The organism is Myxococcus sp. CA056 (genome assembly GCF_013336715.1).
GTDB classification, from domain to species: Bacteria; Myxococcota; Myxococcia; order Myxococcales; family Myxococcaceae; genus Myxococcus; species Myxococcus llanfairpwllgwyngyllgogerychwyrndrobwllllantysiliogogogochensis.
Window position 1 is genome coordinate 168460 of sequence record NZ_JABUMT010000001.1, and the last position, 17293, is coordinate 185752.

A 17293-nucleotide genomic window follows, 5' to 3' on the forward strand; every position below is an offset into this window, starting at 1 on the left:
CACCCGGCCCCGCATCGAAATTCCGCGACATCACCCGGGACTGGTAGGGTCCATCGCCGCTCACGATTCCCCCCGCTTCCGCGGCACACGAGGTCCCCCGCATGGAGATGCTCTGCACCTTGCGCAGCGTCACGGAGGCGCAGCGCGACGCCTTGCTTCAGGCCCCCAAGCGCCTGGACGACTTCCTCGACGACGAGGAGGACTTCGGAGACCCGAAGGGCGGAGCATTCCTGGAACTGGACATCGGCGAGGCCTGGCACGGCCTCCAGTACCTGCTCACCGGGACGCCCTGGGAGGGCAGCGCGCCGCTGGACTTCCTGGTGCGCGGCGGCGTGGACGTGGGCGACATCCCCTCGGATGAAGGCACCGCGCGCGTCTTCTCGCCCGAGCAGGTGAAGGTGCTCGCCTCCGCGCTGCGCGAGGTGTCCGAGAACACGCTGCGCCGCCGCTACGACGCGGTGGAGATGCAGGCCCAGGACATCTACCCCGGCACGTGGGAAGAGCCGCCCGACGACTCGGACCCGCTGGAGGAGATGGTCTCCTACTTCGACGAGCTCCAGAAGTTCATGGCCCAGATGGGCAAGCGCGGGGACGCGCTGCTGGTGCACATCGGCTGAAGCCACCGGGGGCGCGCCCCACGTCAGCCCATCACCACGTCGCGCCCCAGCTTCAGCACCAGCGCCAGCACCACGGCGAGCACCACCTTGCGCACCAGTGTGTCGCCGCCCTTCACCGCCAGGTGCGCGCCCAGCCACGCGCCGGTGAACTGCGCGGCGGCCATGGGCAACGCCACCTTCCAGAGCACCACGCCATTGAGGGCGAAGAGGGCCATGGACGCCAGGTTGGACGCGAAGTTCACCACCTTCGCGTCGGCGGAGGCGCGGGCCAGTCCGTGGCCCAGCAGCGTGTTGAAGCCGACGATGAGGAAGGTGCCCGTCCCCGGACCGAAGAACCCGTCATAGGTGCCGACGGCCAGCGCGATGAGCGAACCGATGGCGAGCGCGCGCGGCCGGGGTGAGGGCTCCGTCCTGGCCCCGGAGGCAGGCGTCCGCCGGAACGCGAGGAACACGGCCACCGCGATGAGCAGCACGAGCACCAGCGGCTTGAGCACCTCTGGCTTCACCAGCAGCACCAGCGCGGCGCCGGCGAACGCACCTCCCAGGCCGAAGGGGAACGTCACGCGCGCCAGCCTCCAGTCCACCAGCCCCGAGCGCGAGAAGCGGACCAGCGCGGCGAACGAGCCGAAGACGGACTGCCCCTTGTTGGTGCCCAGCGCCACGTGGGGCGGCAACCCCACCGTCAGGAGCGCGGGCAGGGTGATGAGCCCGCCACCTCCCGCGATGGCGTCCACCAGGCCCGCGACCAGCGCGGCGACGCACAGCAGGAGGAGTTGCTGCGCACTGACGTCCACCATGAAATCCACCTGGGTGTCTCCCTCGGCTCGAACGGCGCCTGGGTACCACGCGCCCGAAGCGCCGTCGCGCCCGCCCGCTTCTTGCGTCACCGCGCGCCTTGGGCGTCAATGCCTCCGCGACACTCCCCTGCTTCCGAGGTCACCATGCTCGCCTCCCTCGTCACCTTGCTGGCGCTCACGCTGGCCTCGGCACCGCCGTCGCAGGACCCCAACGCCCCCTCCTGCCGCTCCATGAACAGCCAGGTGGCCTGTGGTTATGGGTGCAAGTCGGACTCGAACCGGGCCCGGTGCGCGCAGACGCCGCAGGGGCGCTGTCAGGTGGTGGACGGCCAGGCGGTGTGCTTCGACCCGCCGGCCTACGTGGTGAAGGCGTACGGCGCCTCGCTGCCGGACCCCGAGTGCAAGGCCATCGATGGCGTGGTGGCGTGTGGCTACAACTGCGCGACGCAGCCGGGTCGGGTGAAGTGCGCGAAGTCTCCGGCCGGGGTGTGCCGAGGTCGCAGCGGCGAGGTGGAGTGCTTCGACCCGCCGGCCATCGTCTTCGCCGTCTACGGCAAGGACACGCCCCGCGCGGACTGCCGCAGCAACAGTGTGGAGCTGACGTGCGGCTACAACTGCCTGAACGTCCCGGAGGGGGTGCGCTGCAACAAGACGCCCGCGGGGGTGTGCAAGATGGCGAGTGGTCGCATCACCTGCTTCGACCCGTCTCCCGCCGCGCTCTGCGCCTGGAAGCGCACCTTGCCCGCGCCCGAGTGCCGCAACAGCGAGTCCGGGCCGGTGTGTGGCTACGGGTGCACCACCGCGTTCTCGAAGTCGGCCTGTGCGTCCACGCCGGCGGGGCTGTGCAAGGTCTTCGACAGTGAGGTGTTCTGCTTCGACCCCCCGGCCGAGCAGCAGGCGGACGCGGCGTGCCTGTCCGTGCTGGGGCTGGCCACCCTCGACGGCGCCACACCCTGACGCCCTGTATGAGCACTCTGCCCCGTCGTCTGCTTTGACCCTTCCGGGGAGAGCGGTAGGGTTCCATCTTCTCGCAGCTCGAACGGAGTAGAACCGCACATGGCGGAGGGTGACGTCCGTCAATATTGGGTTCGCAACGACAGGGGCACCTTGTGGGGGCCCCTCACCCTGCCGACCATCGAGCTGCTCATCGACAGCGGCTCCATCAAGGGGAAGCTCCAGGTCTCCGAGGACGGGCGCAACTTCGCCTTCCCCTGGCGATTCCCCGAGGCCCGCGACACCTTCCCCCGGGAGCTCTGGGGTGACGGAGCGCCCGACGCGCCCCAGCAGGCGCCGAGCGCGCCCATGGCAAGCCCCGGTGCGAACCCCGGTGGAATGCCCATGGCCGGTCCGGGTGCGAATCCGGGTGGAATGCCGATGGCCGGTCCGGGCACCGCGCACATGGCCGGCCCTGGTGCGAATCCCGGTGGAATGCCGATGGCGGGCCCGGGTGCGAATCCTGGCGGAATGCCGATGGCCGGTCCGGGCACCGCGCATATGGCGGGACCCGGTGCGGTCGCGAGAAGCACGCCTGGGTCAGCTCCGATGGCAGGGCCCGGAACGCGGCCTGGAGATCCTCGCGCCCCAGGCAACCCGGGCGTTGGCGCGCCACAGGGAGCACGCCCCGGAGTTCCGGGTACCGCCGCTCCCGGAGCGCCGAACGTCGCCGCGCGTCCTGCCCCGGGAGTCCCGCCCGGCGTCGCAACGGCCCCCGGGCGGCCTCCCATGGCCACTGCGCCTGGAGTACCGCAAGCGCCCGGAGTCGCTCCGCAGGCGGGAGTTCCCACCGCGGGCACCCGTCCCGCCGGTGCACCGCAAGCGCCCGGAGTCGCTCCGCATGCAGGTGTGCCCGCGACCGGCGCACGCCCCGTGGCACCAGCGCAGCAGGCCCCCGCGACTCCCGGAGCGCAGCAGGCCCCCATGGGAGCCGCTCCGCAGGCGGGAGTTCCCGCTGCTGGCGCGCGCCCCGTCGCGGCCGTCACAACGGAGGCCGCCCCCTACGCGGTGCCAGCCCAGGGACAGCTGGAGCAGACCTCGCCGCTGAACCTCTACGGGCGCGTCGCCATGGCGGAGCAGACGGGCCTGCTCACGCTGACGCTCTCGGACCGCGTCGCCCTGATTCACTTCCGCAAGGGCAACCCGGAGTTCGTCGACTCGACCCATCCCGAAGATGCGCTGGGCACGTCGCTGATGGGTGGGCGACTGCTCACGCCCGAGCAGCTCCAGCAGGCCGAGTCCGCGAAGGACCGCTTCGGTGGAGACCTGCTCGCCGCGCTCTTTGGTCTGGGACTGCTGCAACCCGCCAGCGCGTTCGCCATCCTGGCGCAGCGCGCCGCCAGCATCCTGTTCAAGGCCCTGCGCACCGAGGCGGGCACGTTCACCTTCGAGGTCCGCGAGCTGGCTGGCAACAAGGCCATGCCGCTCGGCAACCGGTGGGCCGTGCTCAGCGACACCGTGCGCCGCATGCCGTCCACGGAGCTCAAGCGCCGGCTCATGCCGGTGCTCCAACTGCCCATAATGAAGTCGGGGGGCATGGTCGCCGCGAGCGAGCTGCGCCTCACCCCGCATGAAGTCCGGGCCCTCACCGTCATCGACGGCGTGCGCTCGGTGAACCAGCTCCTCACCGACTTCCCGCAGGACGCCGACCACCTGCTGCGCCTCGCGTTCCTGCTACGAGAGCTGGACGCCGTGTCCTTCGCCGCCGTGGCCCCGCAGCCAGGAGCCGGGGCGCACCCCGGTCCTGCTGCCGCGAGTCCACAAGCCGCCCCGACCGGTCCCGCACCCACGGCGGCCCAGGCACCTCGTCCCGGAAACCCTCCAGGTGTTGGAGCGGCCCCGGCTGGAGCAGCCCGCCCTGGCAGTCCTCCCGGCGTCGGCACCGCCCCTTCGGGAGCGGCGACTCCTGGCAATCCTCCCGGCGTTGGAGCGGCCCCGGCCGGAGCCGCTCGCCCTGGCAATCCCCCAGGCGTGGGCACCGCCGCCACTGGAGCCGCCCGTCCCGGCAATCCTCCCGGCGTTGGAGCGGCCCCGGCTGGAGCCGCTCGCCCTGGCAATCCTCCAGGCGTGGGCACCGCCGCCGCTGGAGCCGCGCGTCCTGGCAATCCCCCAGGAGCCGCGCCCCGTCCCGCGGGTCCTCCGGTCGTCGGTTCAGCGGCGCCCACGGCGGGCCCAGGCACGGCCCGTCCCGCGCCGCCCACCGTCACCGCCAATGCCCCGGGCTCGGACGAGATTCCGTCGCTGCGCCAGCTCGTCATGGCGCTCAAGCAGCAGAACCACTTCCAGCGGCTGGGGCTCTCGGAGCAGGCGGACTCGAGTGCCGTGAAGGTCGCCTACTTCCGGCTCGCCAAGCTCTACCACCCGGACACGCTTCCGCAGGGCGCGCCTCCGGAGCTGGAGAAGCTCAAGGCCGAGGTGTTCGCCTACATCGGCGATGCCTACCGGATGCTGTCCGACGACAAGAGCCGTGCGTCCTATCTGGAGGAGGTCAAGAGCGGCGGCGCGGGAGCGGAAGTCGACATCAACGCCATCCTCCAGGCCGAGGAGCTCTTCCAGAAGGCGTGCATTCTCGTGAAGGCGCGCAAGTTCCCCGAGGCCGTGAAGATGTTGAACGAGGCCATCCAGCTCAACGCGGAGGAGGCCGAGTTCTACGCGTGGCGGGGCTATGCGCGGTTCTTCACGGCGGCGGACAAGAAGGCGGCTCAGCCGGAGGCGTTCCGGGAAATCCAGAACGCCATCAAGCGCAATGAGCGCTGTGCGCCCGCGCACTACTTCCTCGGGGTGATTGCGAAGCTGTCGGGGGACGTTCCGGGCTCGCTCAAGCACTTCAAGCGGACAGTGGAGCTTCAGCCAGACCACATCGACGCGCAGCGGGAGATTCGCATGGCGGCCCAGAAGAAGTAGGGTGCGCCCCCCGTCCGGGAGGGGCCTGGGGCCCCGCCGGACGAGTCGAAGGAGATAGCAACGTGCCGCTCACCGGGAAGCAACGCCGCCATCTGCGCGCGCTCGGACACCACCTGGAGCCGGTGGTCATCGTCGGTCAATCCGGCGTCACCGAGGGCGTCATCGCCGCCGTCGAGCAGGCGCTGCATGACCACGAGCTCATCAAGGTGAAGATCAACGACGGTCCGGAGACGCGCCAGGAAGCCTCCGCGCGCATCGCCGAGGGCACGGGCGCCGACCAGGCCCAGCTCCTGGGCCGCACCGCCCTGTTCTTCAAGAAGCGCAAAGAGGACTCCAAGTTCGAGAAGTTCTGACGGACCGCGCCCGGGGCCGCCTCACTTGCCGGTGAAGCGGGCCTCGCGGCGCTCGATGAAGGACTGGACGCCCTCGGCGGCGTCCTCCGTTCCCGCCAGCCGCAGCAGTTGGGGCAGCAGCGCGCGCGCCGCCGCCTCGGGCCCCTCGTGCACCGCCTGTCGCGCGGACGCGAGCGTCGCCTGGACCCCCAGCGGCGCCTGCTTCGACACCGTCTCCGCCAGGGCCAGCGCGCGCTCCAGGTGACGGCCGCGCTCGACGACTTCCTGCACCAGTCCCATCCGGTAGGCCTCGCGCGCGTCGAACTCGTCGCCCGTGAGCAGCCAGCGCATGGCATTGCCCCATCCGGCCCGCTGCGGGAAGCGCAGGGTGGCGCCGCCGAACGGGAAGATGCCGCGCTTGATTTCAATCTGTCCGAAGCGTGCGTCCTCGGAGGCCACCGCGATGTCCGCCGCGAGGATGAGTTCGATGGACAGCGTGAGACACAGGCCCTGGACGGCGACGATGAGCGGCTTGGTCCTCAGCGCTCCCTGGATGCCCCACGGGTCGATGGCGCCCTCGGAGTAGAGCGGCTCGCCACTGGAGAGGGCGGGCGCGACGCTCGCCAGGTCCAGGCCCGCGGAGAAGTGGTCGCCCACCGCGAAGATGACCATGCACCGCACGTCCGGATGACGGTCCGCCTCGGTCACCGCGGACGACAGTCCCCGCAACATGCCGACGTCGAACGCATTGCGCTTCTCCGGCCGGTGGATGCCGATGAGGGCGAGGTGACCGCGCACTTCCAGGGTGATGCGAGGATCCGATGGGCTCATGGGGCGCTCCACGGTGAAGAAGGGAGCGCCAGTTTCCGCCATGCGGCCCTGGCGACGCCATCACGCTCGCCCCGCCGTCCAGCAAAGGACGTTCAGGACCGTCCCGACAGGCCGCCGACAAGGCCCGTGCATCCAACCACCGCGGGCAAAGTCAGCGCGTGAAGCCCGCGGTGCTGGCGGCAAGCTCCGCCGCTTCACCCAGTCGCTCCAGCAGCGAGGGACCGAAGTACTGCCGTCGCGACTCACCACCGCTCACGCGCACCAACTCCGGCGTCTCCACATAGCCCACGTATCCACCCGCGAGCCCCAGCACCCCCGAGGCCCCGGTGCGTCCCACCAGCACCGCGCCCGCGTCGACGGTGGGCTCACCCGGCACCGTCACCAGCTCCAGCGGCCCCAGCACCAACGCCGCCACTTCCGCCACGCGCTCGGAGGAACCGCACAGCAGGTTGTCGCCCGCGGCGCGAGTGAATGACGGCACCAGCCGCGACGCATCCGGCCGAGGCATCACCGCTTCCGCGCGCACCAATGACAGCCGGACCGAAGGCCCCACGGAAGCCATGGGCACCTTGCCCGCGAGGTCGGACAAGGCCCGAGCAAAGGCGGACACACGCTCCAGCCCCTGCCCTTCGGAGAAGGCCACCGAGGCGTTGCCGACCGCGCCTTGCAACAGCAGCGTCACGCCGCTGCCCTCGGACTCGCGCAGCGAGCTGAGTCGCCCCGGGTAGTCCGGGTCCACGTACGCGCGCTGCCGGGGCACCATCGCGGGGTGCGCGGCGAAGAAGAGCAACTCCGCCACCGGGGCCGAGGCGCCGCGCAGCACCGCGCGAGTCAAGGAGCCATCCGGCGCGGTGCCACCGCTGCGCGTGTAGACGAAGGAGGGCTCCTTCGCCTCGCCCAGCTCCAGCGTCACGTCGGTGAGCGCGGCGGCGGCCTGTTGCAGCGCGGCGCTCGCGGCGGCGACGACGGCCTCCAGCGAGTCCTCCCGGTAGCGCCCCGTCCCGACGAGCTGTGACACCAGGCGGCTGTCATAACCTCCCAGCGAGGAGTGCGTGTGCGTGGCCAGCACCAGCACGTCCTGCAGTCCGGCGGCGAGCGCTCGCTCGCGCACCTTGGCGGTCACCGCATCCGTGACGAGCAGCAACTCGAGCGACACCAACCCCACCCGCGTGTTCCCCGACTCCAGCACCACCGCGCGAGCATGGAGCGGCGGGTCGGACTGGCTCGCATCCGGACGCGGAGGCGAGTACCCCGCGACCACCACCGGAAACGGCGGCACGAGCGGCACCTTCGCCGCGCCCGCGCGCAACGCACCTTCTGTTTTCACCTGAGACAGCAGCACGGGCGCGCGCTCTGCCCAGGTGCCACACCAGTTCCATGAACCCAATGAATAAGCGGCACCCACGGTGAGCAGGACCAGGGGAAACAGGGAACGCCAGGAGGCTCGTCGCGGGGAAGCCATGCGGTGGCGAGACTAACGGGACGGTGCTCGTACCGCGAGGCTCGTGTGCCCACATGGGCCGACTCCGGTGGCGGGTGGAATACCCACCAGAGGGGCGTGCGTTCCTGTTCCGCTCATCGCCCGAAAGGAGTAAGGCACCGCGCCATGTGCGGCATCTTCGGAATCACGGGACACGCCGAGGCCTCTAACCTGACGTACCTGGGGCTGCACGCCCTGCAGCACCGCGGTCAGGAGTCCGCTGGCATCGTCGCCTCCGACGGCCACGGTCTTCGGGCGCACCGTCAGATGGGGTTGGTGGCTGATATTTTCGACGCGCCGGTGCTCGCCGGCCTGCCTGGCCAGTCGGCCATCGGACACGTGCGGTACTCGACGGCCGGTGGCAGCCAGCTCAAGAACGCTCAGCCGCTCTTCGTGGCGTACGCGGGAGGACAGGTCGCCGTCGCGCACAATGGCAACCTGGTGAACGCGGGAGCGCTGAAGGAGAAGCTGGAGGCCGACGGAGCCATCTTCCAGTCGGACGCGGACACGGAGGTCATCATGCACCTCCTGGCGCGCTCCAAGCAGGTGAGCTTCGAGCAGAAGCTCGTGGAAGCGCTGCGCAAGGTGGAAGGCGCCTACAGCCTGCTGGTGCTCACGCAGAACAAGCTGGTCGCGGTGAGGGACCCGCTGGGCATCCGGCCGCTGGTGTTGGGGCGGATGAAGGAAGGCGCGTACGTGGTCGCCAGCGAGACGACCGCGTTGGACCTCATCGAAGCGGATGTGGTGCGCGAGCTGGAGCCGGGCGAGCTGCTGGTCATCGAGAACGGCGTGCTGCGCACCAGCAGGCCCTTCGCGGAGCCTCCGCGCCTGGGGCGCTGCATCTTCGAGCAGGTGTACTTCGCGCGTCCGGACTCGGTGTTGTTCGGCAACAGCGTGTACGAGGTGCGCAAGCAGATGGGCATGCAGCTGGCGCGCGAGCAGCCGGCGCCCGACGCGGACCTGGTCATCGCGGTGCCGGACTCGGGCGTGGCGGCGGCCATCGGCTTCTCGCAGCAGAGCGGGATTCCGTATGACGTGGGCCTCATCCGCAGCCACTACGTGGGCCGCACGTTCATCGAGCCGCAGCAGTCCATCCGTCACTTCGGCGTGAAGCTGAAGCTGTCGGCGGTGCGGCACGTGCTCAAGGGCAAGCGCGTGGTGGTGGTGGACGACTCCATCGTCCGGGGCACCACGAGCCGCAAAATCGTGAAGATGATCAAGGCCGCGGGAGCGCTGGAGGTGCATCTGCGCATCTCCTCGCCGCCGACGAAGTGGCCCTGCTTCTACGGCATCGACACGCCGAGCCGTCAGGAGCTCATCGCGGCGACCCACAGCACGGACGAAATCGCGAAGTACGTCACGGCGGACACGCTGGGCTACATCTCGCTGGAGGGGCTGGGCACGGCGGTGGGAGACCCCAGCCGAGGCAGCTTCTGCACGGCGTGTTTCTCGGGCGAGTATCTCATCGGAGAGCTGTCACCCTCCGCGCCGGAAGCGAACAAGCTCACCGCCTGACCGGGCGTTGACGGGACGTACCAGCACAAGGCCCCCTGCCCTCTCTTCGGGTCGGGGGCCTTGCTCGTTCCAGGTGGCGGTCGAGACCTCGCTTCAGCGAGGCCCCTCGCCCATGGACCAGGGCCGTGGTCACTCCGGGCGTCAGTCGAGACGCCACGCCAGCGAGGCGCCGCGCACAGACCTCTGGGCAGGCGCCTCACTCCCTTCGCGCGTCAGTGGCGGTTGTCGAACTGGATGCCCTCGCGAACCTCGCCGAGCGCCTGCTCGGTGAGGCCGATGGCCTTCACGCGGTGGCCGCCCTTGTCGGGGGACGCGTTCTTCAGGGTGGAGAGCGCCTTCTCCAGATGCACCAAGGCGTCACGCATGCGCGGCTGACGCTCCGCCTGGGCCTGGTTGACGAAACCGCCGAGGAAGAAGGCGACAGTGGCGGCGAGGACGGTGCGGCGCATGAAAGGCTCCCGAGGAGGACGTGTCAGTGACGCGAGGAGGGTGTTTCCCTCTGGAACCCAGGAGCCGCCCGGAAGTTGCGGGGCCCCGGCTAAACCTCCCCGCCGCTCTTCACGGGAGGCGCGGGCGGCAGCGAAGCCCCCGCGATGAAGTCCGTGAAGTCGGAGGGAAGCGGAGCCTCGAAGGCAACCTCCACACCGGTGCCAGGATGCGGGAAGACGATGCGCGCGGCATGCAGCGCGTGTCGTGGCAGCCGCAGCCGGGTCCACGCCTCGGGCTCCAGGCTGTGCTTGCTGAAGCGATCAAAGTAGCCGGGGTCCGGCCCGTACATCTTGTCGCCCACCAGCGGGAAGCCCGCGACGTGCAGGTGGATGCGAATCTGATGCTGACGACCTGTCTCCGGAAAGCAGCGCAGCAGCGCGAAGGGGGCGCCATCGCGAGTGAAGCGCTGGAGCACCTGGAACCGGGTGCGGCTCGGCTTGCCCTCCACGGGGTCGATGCGCACGGCGATGCGGATGAGTTCGGTGCCCTCGGCGATGGGCGCGTCGACAACGAAGGAGTCCTCGGAGGGATGGCCCTCGCAGACGGCGAGGTACTCCTTGTGCACGTCGCGCGAGACGAAGAGTCGTCCCAGCATCCGGCAGGACTCGGTGGTGCGTCCGCAGACGACGAGCCCGCTGGTCTCCCGGTCCAGTCGGTGCGCGGGCTCGGCGAAGCGCTCACCGAAGCGCTCGCGCAGGATGGAGACGAGGGTGCCCTTGTGGTAGCGCGCGGTGGGATGGATGGGCAGTCCCGCGGGCTTGTCGAGCACGAGCAGCCAGTCATCCTGGAAGACAACAGGGAGCGCCGTGGGCGTCTCGGGTTCTTCGGTACCGGGACGGCGCAGTCGGAAGGCCATGCCGGGATACACAGGCGTGGAGGGCTTCAGCCGCTGCTCGTCACAGCGAACACCGCGCAGGATGATTCCGGCCAGGCGCTCCCGAGGCATTCGGCGCAGCTTCTGGCCCAGGTAGTCCTCCAGGCGCCAGCCCGCATAGTTGGGCTCGACGACGAAGGGGATGTCGACGAAGCCCTCGGGGGCCGGGTCCTTCTCGGAGGCGGAGACCTCCGCCGATGCGTCCTCATCGCCGCGCATGACCTCCCAGCTCTAACATGGAGCGGAAGCACGCACAGTCGGAACGAGCACGGCCACGAGGCACCGTCACACAGGTGTCGCGGCCCCTCGTCACCTCCATCAAGCGGAGACAGCGCGAAGCGAGCCCTGCTCGACGGAGAGGAAGCGCGCGAACAGGTCCGCGATGCGCTCACCCGAGCGACCATCCCAGTACTCCGGCACGCGGCCCTTCTTGCCCTGCCCGTTGAGCGCGCGGTCGGCGGCCTCGCGGATGCGGTCCGGGTCGGTGCCCACCACCTCGTTGGTCCCTTCCTCGACGGTGATGGGGCGCTCGGTCTGTTCGCGCAGGGTGAGGCACGGCACGCCCAGCGCAGTGGTCTCCTCCTGGAGTCCGCCCGAGTCGGTGAGGATGAGCCGGGCCTGCGACGTCAGCACGAGGAACTCCAGGTAGCCCATGGGGTCCACGGGGCGCAGGTTCGGATTGCGCTCGAACGCGGAGCCCAGTCCCTGCTCGGAGATCATCTTCCGCGTGCGCGGGTGTACCGGGAAGACGACCGGGATGCGGGAGGCCACGTGAGCAATCGCGGACAGCAGCCCGCCGAGCACGCGCGGGTCATCCACGTTGGACGGCCGGTGGAGCGTGCACACCGCGTAGCCATGAGGCGCAAGGCCCAGGCTCTTCAGCACGGGCAGCTGCTCCGCCCGCTCCTTCGAGGCGAGCAGTGAGTCGATCATCACGTTGCCCACGAAGTGGATGCGGTCCGGCTCCAGCCCTTCCTTGAGCAGGTTGGCATCCGCGTCGCGCGAGGGCGTGAGGAGCAGGTCGGCCAGCCGGTCGGTGACGACGCGGTTGATTTCCTCCGGCTGGTGCCGGGAGTAGCTGCGCAGGCCGGCCTCGACGTGGGCCAGGGGAATCGCCAGCTTCGACGACACGAGCGCGGCGGCGACAGTGCTGTTCACGTCACCCACGACGGAGACGAGGTCCGGCTTGTGCTCCAGGAAGACCTTCTCCAGCTCCACCATCGTCCGGGCCGTCTGCTGTGCGTGGCTGCCGGAGCCGATGCCCAGGTGCACGTCCGGCGCGGGCAGGCCCAGGTCGGAGAAGAAGACGTCGCTCATCTTGACGTCGTAGTGCTGCCCCGTGTGGATGAGGATCTGCTGGAGCGGGGTGCGCGCGGCGATGGCCCGGTGGATGGGCGCGACCTTCATGAAATTGGGCCGCGCACCGACGATATGGATGACCTTCTTCATGTCGCCAGCCAAGCTAGGCACGGCGAGTCGGATGCCTAGTGGCTGCGGGGCGACTCGTCTCCGCGGAGCCAGCGTCCGTCCTGAATCTGATAGACCGAGTGTGCCATGCCCTCCTCACGCACCATCGCCGTCATCCCCGCCCGTCATGCCAGCACCCGCTTCCCCGGCAAGCCGCTCGTCCTCATCGCCGGCAAGCCCATGGTGGAGCACGTGTGGCTCCGCTGTCAGGAGGCGGGCGTCTTCGACGAGGTCTGGGTGGCCACGGACGACGAGCGCATCCGCGCCACCGTGGAGGGCTTCGGAGGCCGCGCGGTGATGACCAGCCCCGCCTGCGCCACGGGGACGGACCGGGTGGCGGAGGTGGCGCGCGAGCGGCCCGACGTGGACGTGTGGGTGAACGTCCAGGGTGACGAGCCCCTGGTGGACCCGGAGGCGCTCAAGTCGCTCGCCGGACTCTTCACGGACACCACCGTGCGCATGGGCACACTCGTCAGGCCCCTGGAGGCGGACGAAGCCGACAGCCCGCACGTGGTGAAGGCCGTGCTCGCGCTCAACGGCGACGCGCTCTACTTCAGCCGCAGCCTCGTTCCCCACGCGCGGGAGACCGGGACTCCCGTCCCCCGCTGGGGCCACATCGGCCTGTATGGTTACCGGCGGGACGTCTTGTTGCGGCTCGCGGAGCTGGCGCCCACGCCGCTCGAGGAGACGGAGCAGCTGGAGCAACTCCGCGCGCTGGAGCACGGCATCTCCATCCGCTGCGCCCGAGTCTCCTGGCGCACGGTCGCGGTGGATGTCCCCGGAGACGTCGCGAAGGTTGAAGCCGTCATGCGCGAGAAAGGACTGTAGCCATGGGCATCTTCCAGGACCTGTTTGGCGGAAACGACACCAAGGCGAAGGACGAGACGCCGGAGGCCCCCGCCGCCACGCCCCCGGAGCCCGCGAAGGAAGTCCCCGCGAATCCCCACGTCGCGGCGGCGGCACCGACGCCCGCGCCAACGCCCGCGCCCGCACCGACGCCGAAGAACGACCCGCGCCGACGCAAGTGGGCGGACGACGAGGAACACCAGATGGAGGGCGTGCAGCGACTGGTGTCGCGCAAGGTGGAGCGGGTGCTGGAGCAACTCGGGACGCTCGCGATACGAGCCCGCACGGGCGAGGAGGTCCCCACCGTCACCGTCACGCTGCACCTGGCCCACGGACACACCGTGACGGGCACGGTGGTGGACTACGCGCCGCGAGACTCGGTGCTGCTGGCGCTCGGCAAGGAGGGCCTGCTCGGCTCGGAGTCGGTGACGTACGTGGACCTGGCGACGGTGGTCGCGGTGACGGTGGGCCAGGCCAGCAAGCTGCTCGAGCTGACGCAACTGGTGCGCCCCACGCCCACGCGTCAGGACGTGGCGACGTTGGTGGAGAAGCTGCCGCACGCCCTCACCGAGCAGTTCTGGCCGGGCGAGAAGGCACTGGGTGGCAGGCCGCTGCGCTTCGAGGTGGACTGGGTGGGGTTGGATGACGAGCCCGGACGTCGCGCGCTGGAGGCCGCGGTGAATGTCACGGGCCACGCGTTGCGCGCGCTCGCGCAGGAGCAGGGACGCGAGGTGATGCGCCGCATCGCCACGGTGCGCTTCGTCCGAGGCAAGGGCATGCGAGCCGCGTTGGAGGGCGAGACGGGCACGGTGACGGTGGGCGAGGGAGAGCCCACCGTGTCCGCCTTCCGCAAGGCCTTCGCCTCCGGCCTCAAATGACGGGCAGCTCGTCGCTGTAGGCGCCCTTGGGGAACGCGGCGTCGATGCGCGCCAGCTCGTCCGCGGAGAGCTTCAGCGACACGGCGGCCGCGTTGTCGCGCAGGTGGGCCACGCGGCTCGCCTTGGGAATGGCGAACAGGGAGGGCCGCCTCACGAGGAACTGGAGCGCCACCTGTCGGGCCGTGGCGTCATGCGCCCGGGCGATGGCCTCCAGCACGCGCCCTCCCGGACTCTGGGGCTTGGGGAAGCGGCCGTTGCCGAAGGGGCTGTAGCCCACCACCGCCACACCCTGCTCCTCGCACCACGGGAGGACGGCGTGTTCGATGGCCCGCTCCTCCAGGTGGTAGAGGACCTGGTTGCAGGCGATGTGCTCGGGCTTCGTGAGCGTCAGCAGTTCGTCCAAATCCGACACCGCGAAGTTGCTCACGCCCCAGGAGCGAATCTTCCCGTCCGCGACCAGCTTCTCGAAGGCGCGCACCGTCTCCGCCAGCGGGTGCGAGCCGGGCCAGTGCAGCAGGTAGCAGTCGAGCCAGTCGGTGCGCAGTCGCTTCAGGCTCCGCTCGCACGCGGTCAGCGTGCCCGCGTAGGTGGCATTGGAGGGCATGACCTTCGACACGAGGAAGACCTCCTCGCGTCGTCCGGCGATGGCCTCGGAGACGATGGACTCCTCCACGCGGCCGTGGCCGTACAACTCGGCGGTGTCGACGTGGGTGAGCCCCAGGTCCAACCCCGCGCGCAGGGAGCGGATGGCCTCCTCGCGGTCATCCTCCTCCATCTGCCACGTGCCCTGACCGAGGACGGGGACCTGCTTCCCGGTGCCGCCGAAAACGCGCTGCTCCATGGCCTACCTCCGTGCCCCGAAGGATTAGCACCTCCCACCCGCTCCGACAGCCCGCGACCGTGCGAAGCGAGGGGCTCCGCGCTAGTCTCCGCGCGTGTCCCCCACCTCGACCGCCTCCAAGCCCCATCTCCCCTCGCGGTTGACGCTGGGCCGCCTGCTCACCCTCGCGAAGCCGGAGGTCCCCACGCTCGTCGTGGGCACGTTCTTCCTGCTCGTCAGCAGCGCGGCCACGCTGGTGTTTCCGCGCGCCATCGGAGACCTGGTGGACGAGGCGCTCGGCGCCCGCAATCGCTCGCGGCTCGACACCATCGCCCTGGTGATGTTCGGCGTCTTCGTCGTGCAGTCGGTGGCCATGGCGTTGCGCGTCTACCTCTTCAGCAACGCGGGCGAGCGCGTGGTGACGCGGCTGCGCAAGCGCCTGTTCCAGAGCCTGCTCTCCCAGGAGGTGGCCTTCTTCGACGAGCGCCGCACCGGTGAGCTCACCAGCCGGCTCGCCTCGGACACGAGCATCCTGCAGAGCACCGTCACCACCAATGTCTCCATGATGCTGCGCTACGCCTGCCAGGGGCTCGGCGGCGTGGTGCTGCTCTTCTTGACGTCCCCGCGCCTGACGATGGTGATGCTCGCCCTCATCCCCGCGGTGGCCATTGGCGCGGTGGTGTATGGCCGTCGCGTGCGCGTGCTCGCCAAGGCGGCACAGGACGCGCTCGCGGCCTCCAGCGAGGTGGCCGAGGAGGACCTCTCCGGCATCCGCACGGTGCGCTCCTTCGCCGCGGAGAGCCATGAAGTCGAACGCTACGGCGCGGCGGTGGACCGGGCGCTCCAGCTCGCGAAGGAGCGCGCGCGGCAGGGGGCGCTCTTCATGGGCAGCGCCTCCATCGCCATGTACGGCTCCACCGCGGCGATGCTCTGGTACGGCGGCCGGATGGTGGTGGACGGCGAGCTCAGCGCCGGCGCGCTCACGTCGTTCCTCATCTACACCTCGTTGGTGGCGCTCTCGCTGAGCGCCGTGACGGAGGTGTGGGCGGACGTCATGCGCGCCACCGGCGCCGCCGAGCGCGTCTTCGAGCTGGTGGACCGCGAGCCCGCGATTCCCGCCGGAGGCGAGCGGCTGGCCTCGGTGAAGGGACATGTGGAGTTCCGCGCCGTGCGCTTCTCCTACCCCACGCGCCCCGACGTGCCAGTGCTCCAGGGCCTGGACCTGGAGCTGCGGCCCGGCGAGGTCGTCGCCGTGGTGGGTCCGTCCGGTGCGGGCAAGTCCACCCTCGCGTCACTGCTGTCCCGCTTCTATGACCCGCAAGGGGGCGCCGTCGCCCTGGACGGGCACCCGCTCACCACGCTGGAGCCGGAGTGGCTGCGCCGGAACATCGGCATGGTGGCGCAGGAGCCGCAGCTGTTCTCCTGCTCCATCGCGGACAACATCCGCTACGCGAAGCCGGACGCCACCGACGCCCAGGTGGAAGAGGCCGCGCGCGCCGCCAACGCCCACGACTTCATCCAGCGCTTCCCGGAAGCCTACGGCACCCAGGTGGGCGAGCGCGGCGTCCAGCTCTCCGGAGGCCAGAAGCAGCGCGTGGCCATCGCCCGCGCCGTGCTGAAGGACCCTCGCCTGCTGATCCTCGACGAGGCGACGAGCGCCCTGGATGCGGAGAGCGAACACCTGGTGAAGGACGCGCTGGAGCGACTGATGAAGGGCCGCACCACGCTCATCATCGCCCACCGCCTGTCCACCGTGGCCAACGTGGACCGGGTGCTCGTGCTGGAGGGCGGCCGCATCGTCCAGAGCGGCACCCACGCGAGCCTCATGAGCCAGGAAGGCCTCTACCGCCGGCTGGTGGAGCGCCAGTTCGTCGCCGCCTGAACGGCTGGCCACCACCCGAGCCCGCGCTTATCGCTCTGGAAAGTGGCGCGGAATCAAGCCGGTGATTAGCTCTTCCATCCTCAAGAAAGGAGGTGATGCCTTGATTGACAGCAAGAATCAGGCGTCCACCTCCGCCACGGCGGCCTGAAGAGGGTCACCGCGGCGGTGGCAGACGCTGAAGGTTTCAAGGGCCCGTTTCCGCGTTCGCGCGGGGACGGGTCTTTTACTTTCTCCCGGGAATGGAGTCGTAAGCGACCTGTTCCGACCCGCCGGGGGGAGTGGCCGACCCTTTTCGTACCCATCCGGGAGATTCGCCGTGTCCATCACCCCGTGCCCCAGCCCTCTGCCCACCGCCCTGCGCGACGAAGAGGCTGTCGATGCGCAGCGCAACCTCTACTGCCCCAACTACGACGCCTGCCTGCACATGGTCGTCAAGCGCGGCTGGGAGGGGTGGAGCTGCCGCAATTGCGATCTGCGCGCCTTCCGGGTCGGACAACCCGACGTCCGGGAGTTCGCCGTGTCTCGCCCGGGTGGTTGGGACGGCAACTGAGAAGGTGTCAGCCGGGGC

Annotated in this window: 16 protein-coding genes; 9 read left to right on the plus strand and 7 right to left on the minus strand. The window is 70.1% G+C overall.

What is annotated here, in order from left to right:
* Positions 1-101: 101 nt before the first annotated feature.
* Complete coding sequence (locus HUA76_RS00715; RefSeq protein ID WP_141643131.1) at positions 102-617, plus strand: YfbM family protein; 516 nt, start codon at positions 102-104, stop codon at positions 615-617.
* 23 nt (positions 618-640) lie between these two features.
* Here the strand turns inward: HUA76_RS00715 and HUA76_RS00720 are convergent, their stop codons facing one another.
* The gene (locus HUA76_RS00720) at positions 641-1414 is read right to left on the minus strand and encodes a TSUP family transporter (protein WP_174454592.1); all 774 of its coding nucleotides are present in this window, start codon (positions 1412-1414) and stop codon (positions 641-643) included.
* Positions 1415-1558: 144 nt separating this feature from the next.
* Between HUA76_RS00720 and HUA76_RS00725 the strand changes: the two genes are divergently transcribed.
* The 3 genes from HUA76_RS00725 to yhbY all read left to right on the plus strand — a co-directional run bounded on the left by HUA76_RS00725 (position 1559) and on the right by yhbY (position 5664).
* Positions 1559-2371, plus strand: a complete 813-nt coding sequence (locus tag HUA76_RS00725; RefSeq protein ID WP_141643133.1) for a hypothetical protein — start codon at positions 1559-1561, stop codon at positions 2369-2371.
* 960 nt (positions 2372-3331) lie between these two features.
* The gene (locus HUA76_RS00730) at positions 3332-5311 is read left to right on the plus strand and encodes a DnaJ domain-containing protein (RefSeq protein ID WP_371823413.1); all 1980 of its coding nucleotides are present in this window, start codon (positions 3332-3334) and stop codon (positions 5309-5311) included.
* A gap of 62 nt (positions 5312-5373) precedes the next feature.
* Positions 5374-5664 (plus strand): ribosome assembly RNA-binding protein YhbY, encoded by a 291-nt coding sequence (gene yhbY, locus HUA76_RS00735; RefSeq protein WP_141643135.1) that lies wholly within the window; start codon positions 5374-5376, stop codon positions 5662-5664.
* A 21-nt stretch (positions 5665-5685) separates the two neighbouring features.
* On the opposite strand, the gene HUA76_RS00740 is transcribed toward yhbY, so the two are convergent.
* Positions 5686-6474: a crotonase/enoyl-CoA hydratase family protein gene (locus HUA76_RS00740; protein WP_174459720.1), complete on the minus strand. Its 789-nt coding sequence runs from the start codon at positions 6472-6474 to the stop codon at positions 5686-5688.
* Between the two features lie 151 nt (positions 6475-6625).
* On the minus strand, positions 6626-7936 hold the full coding sequence (locus HUA76_RS00745; protein ID WP_141643137.1) for a neutral/alkaline non-lysosomal ceramidase N-terminal domain-containing protein: 1311 nt from the start codon (positions 7934-7936) through the stop codon (positions 6626-6628).
* Positions 7937-8080: 144 nt separating this feature from the next.
* Here HUA76_RS00745 and purF point away from each other — a divergent pair, with 144 nt between their 5' ends.
* Positions 8081-9469: an amidophosphoribosyltransferase gene (purF, locus tag HUA76_RS00750; RefSeq protein WP_174454590.1), complete on the plus strand. Its 1389-nt coding sequence runs from the start codon at positions 8081-8083 to the stop codon at positions 9467-9469.
* A gap of 212 nt (positions 9470-9681) precedes the next feature.
* Here purF and HUA76_RS00755 read toward each other — a convergent pair whose 3' ends face one another.
* The 3 genes from HUA76_RS00755 to wecB form a co-directional block, all read right to left on the minus strand.
* Positions 9682-9918: a hypothetical protein gene (locus HUA76_RS00755; RefSeq protein WP_174459721.1), complete on the minus strand. Its 237-nt coding sequence runs from the start codon at positions 9916-9918 to the stop codon at positions 9682-9684.
* Positions 9919-10007: 89 nt separating this feature from the next.
* Positions 10008-11051 carry an RluA family pseudouridine synthase gene (locus HUA76_RS00760; protein WP_174459722.1) on the minus strand — a complete coding sequence of 348 codons (1044 nt, stop codon included), beginning with the start codon at positions 11049-11051 and terminating at the stop codon, positions 10008-10010.
* Positions 11052-11150: 99 nt separating this feature from the next.
* Positions 11151-12281, minus strand: a complete 1131-nt coding sequence (gene wecB / locus HUA76_RS00765; RefSeq protein ID WP_174459723.1) for a non-hydrolyzing UDP-N-acetylglucosamine 2-epimerase — start codon at positions 12279-12281, stop codon at positions 11151-11153.
* Positions 12282-12386: 105 nt separating this feature from the next.
* Here wecB and kdsB point away from each other — a divergent pair, with 105 nt between their 5' ends.
* Together kdsB and HUA76_RS00775 are read left to right on the plus strand one after the other, a co-directional pair.
* The gene (gene kdsB, locus HUA76_RS00770) at positions 12387-13127 is read left to right on the plus strand and encodes a 3-deoxy-manno-octulosonate cytidylyltransferase (RefSeq protein WP_174459724.1); all 741 of its coding nucleotides are present in this window, start codon (positions 12387-12389) and stop codon (positions 13125-13127) included.
* Between the two features lie 2 nt (positions 13128-13129).
* Complete coding sequence (locus HUA76_RS00775) at positions 13130-14023, plus strand: hypothetical protein (protein ID WP_174459725.1); 894 nt, start codon at positions 13130-13132, stop codon at positions 14021-14023.
* Here the strand turns inward: HUA76_RS00775 and HUA76_RS00780 are convergent.
* Positions 14016-14864 (minus strand): aldo/keto reductase, encoded by an 849-nt coding sequence (locus HUA76_RS00780; protein ID WP_174459726.1) that lies wholly within the window; start codon positions 14862-14864, stop codon positions 14016-14018. The two genes, HUA76_RS00775 and HUA76_RS00780, sit on opposite strands and share 8 nt — an antisense overlap.
* A gap of 94 nt (positions 14865-14958) precedes the next feature.
* On the opposite strand from HUA76_RS00780, the gene HUA76_RS00785 reads away from it, so the two are divergent.
* Positions 14959-16725: an ABC transporter ATP-binding protein gene (locus HUA76_RS00785; RefSeq protein WP_141643145.1), complete on the plus strand. Its 1767-nt coding sequence runs from the start codon at positions 14959-14961 to the stop codon at positions 16723-16725.
* A 316-nt stretch (positions 16726-17041) separates the two neighbouring features.
* Positions 17042-17275, plus strand: coding sequence for a hypothetical protein (locus tag HUA76_RS00790; RefSeq protein WP_141643146.1), 234 nt, complete (start codon positions 17042-17044; stop codon positions 17273-17275).
* The last annotated feature ends 18 nt before the right edge of the window (positions 17276-17293 follow it).

Excerpts from the sequence above, each read along its gene's own strand:
- HUA76_RS00745 (WP_141643137.1), bottom strand. The coding sequence starts at position 7,936 with ATGGCTTCCCCGCGACGAGCCTCCTGGCGTTCCCTGTTTCCCCTGGTC.
- kdsB (WP_174459724.1), top strand. The coding sequence starts at position 12,387 with ATGCCCTCCTCACGCACCATCGCCGTCATCCCCGCCCGTCATGCCAGC.
- HUA76_RS00715 (WP_141643131.1), top strand. The coding sequence starts at position 102 with ATGGAGATGCTCTGCACCTTGCGCAGCGTCACGGAGGCGCAGCGCGAC.
- HUA76_RS00730 (WP_371823413.1), top strand. The coding sequence starts at position 3,332 with ATGGGAGCCGCTCCGCAGGCGGGAGTTCCCGCTGCTGGCGCGCGCCCC.
- HUA76_RS00720 (WP_174454592.1), bottom strand. The coding sequence starts at position 1,414 with ATGGTGGACGTCAGTGCGCAGCAACTCCTCCTGCTGTGCGTCGCCGCG.
- purF (WP_174454590.1), top strand. The coding sequence starts at position 8,081 with ATGTGCGGCATCTTCGGAATCACGGGACACGCCGAGGCCTCTAACCTG.
- HUA76_RS00725 (WP_141643133.1), top strand. The coding sequence starts at position 1,559 with ATGCTCGCCTCCCTCGTCACCTTGCTGGCGCTCACGCTGGCCTCGGCA.
- HUA76_RS00775 (WP_174459725.1), top strand. The coding sequence starts at position 13,130 with ATGGGCATCTTCCAGGACCTGTTTGGCGGAAACGACACCAAGGCGAAG.
- HUA76_RS00780 (WP_174459726.1), bottom strand. The coding sequence starts at position 14,864 with ATGGAGCAGCGCGTTTTCGGCGGCACCGGGAAGCAGGTCCCCGTCCTC.
- wecB (WP_174459723.1), bottom strand. The coding sequence starts at position 12,281 with ATGAAGAAGGTCATCCATATCGTCGGTGCGCGGCCCAATTTCATGAAG.
- HUA76_RS00740 (WP_174459720.1), bottom strand. The coding sequence starts at position 6,474 with ATGAGCCCATCGGATCCTCGCATCACCCTGGAAGTGCGCGGTCACCTC.
- HUA76_RS00755 (WP_174459721.1), bottom strand. The coding sequence starts at position 9,918 with ATGCGCCGCACCGTCCTCGCCGCCACTGTCGCCTTCTTCCTCGGCGGT.
- HUA76_RS00760 (WP_174459722.1), bottom strand. The coding sequence starts at position 11,051 with ATGCGCGGCGATGAGGACGCATCGGCGGAGGTCTCCGCCTCCGAGAAG.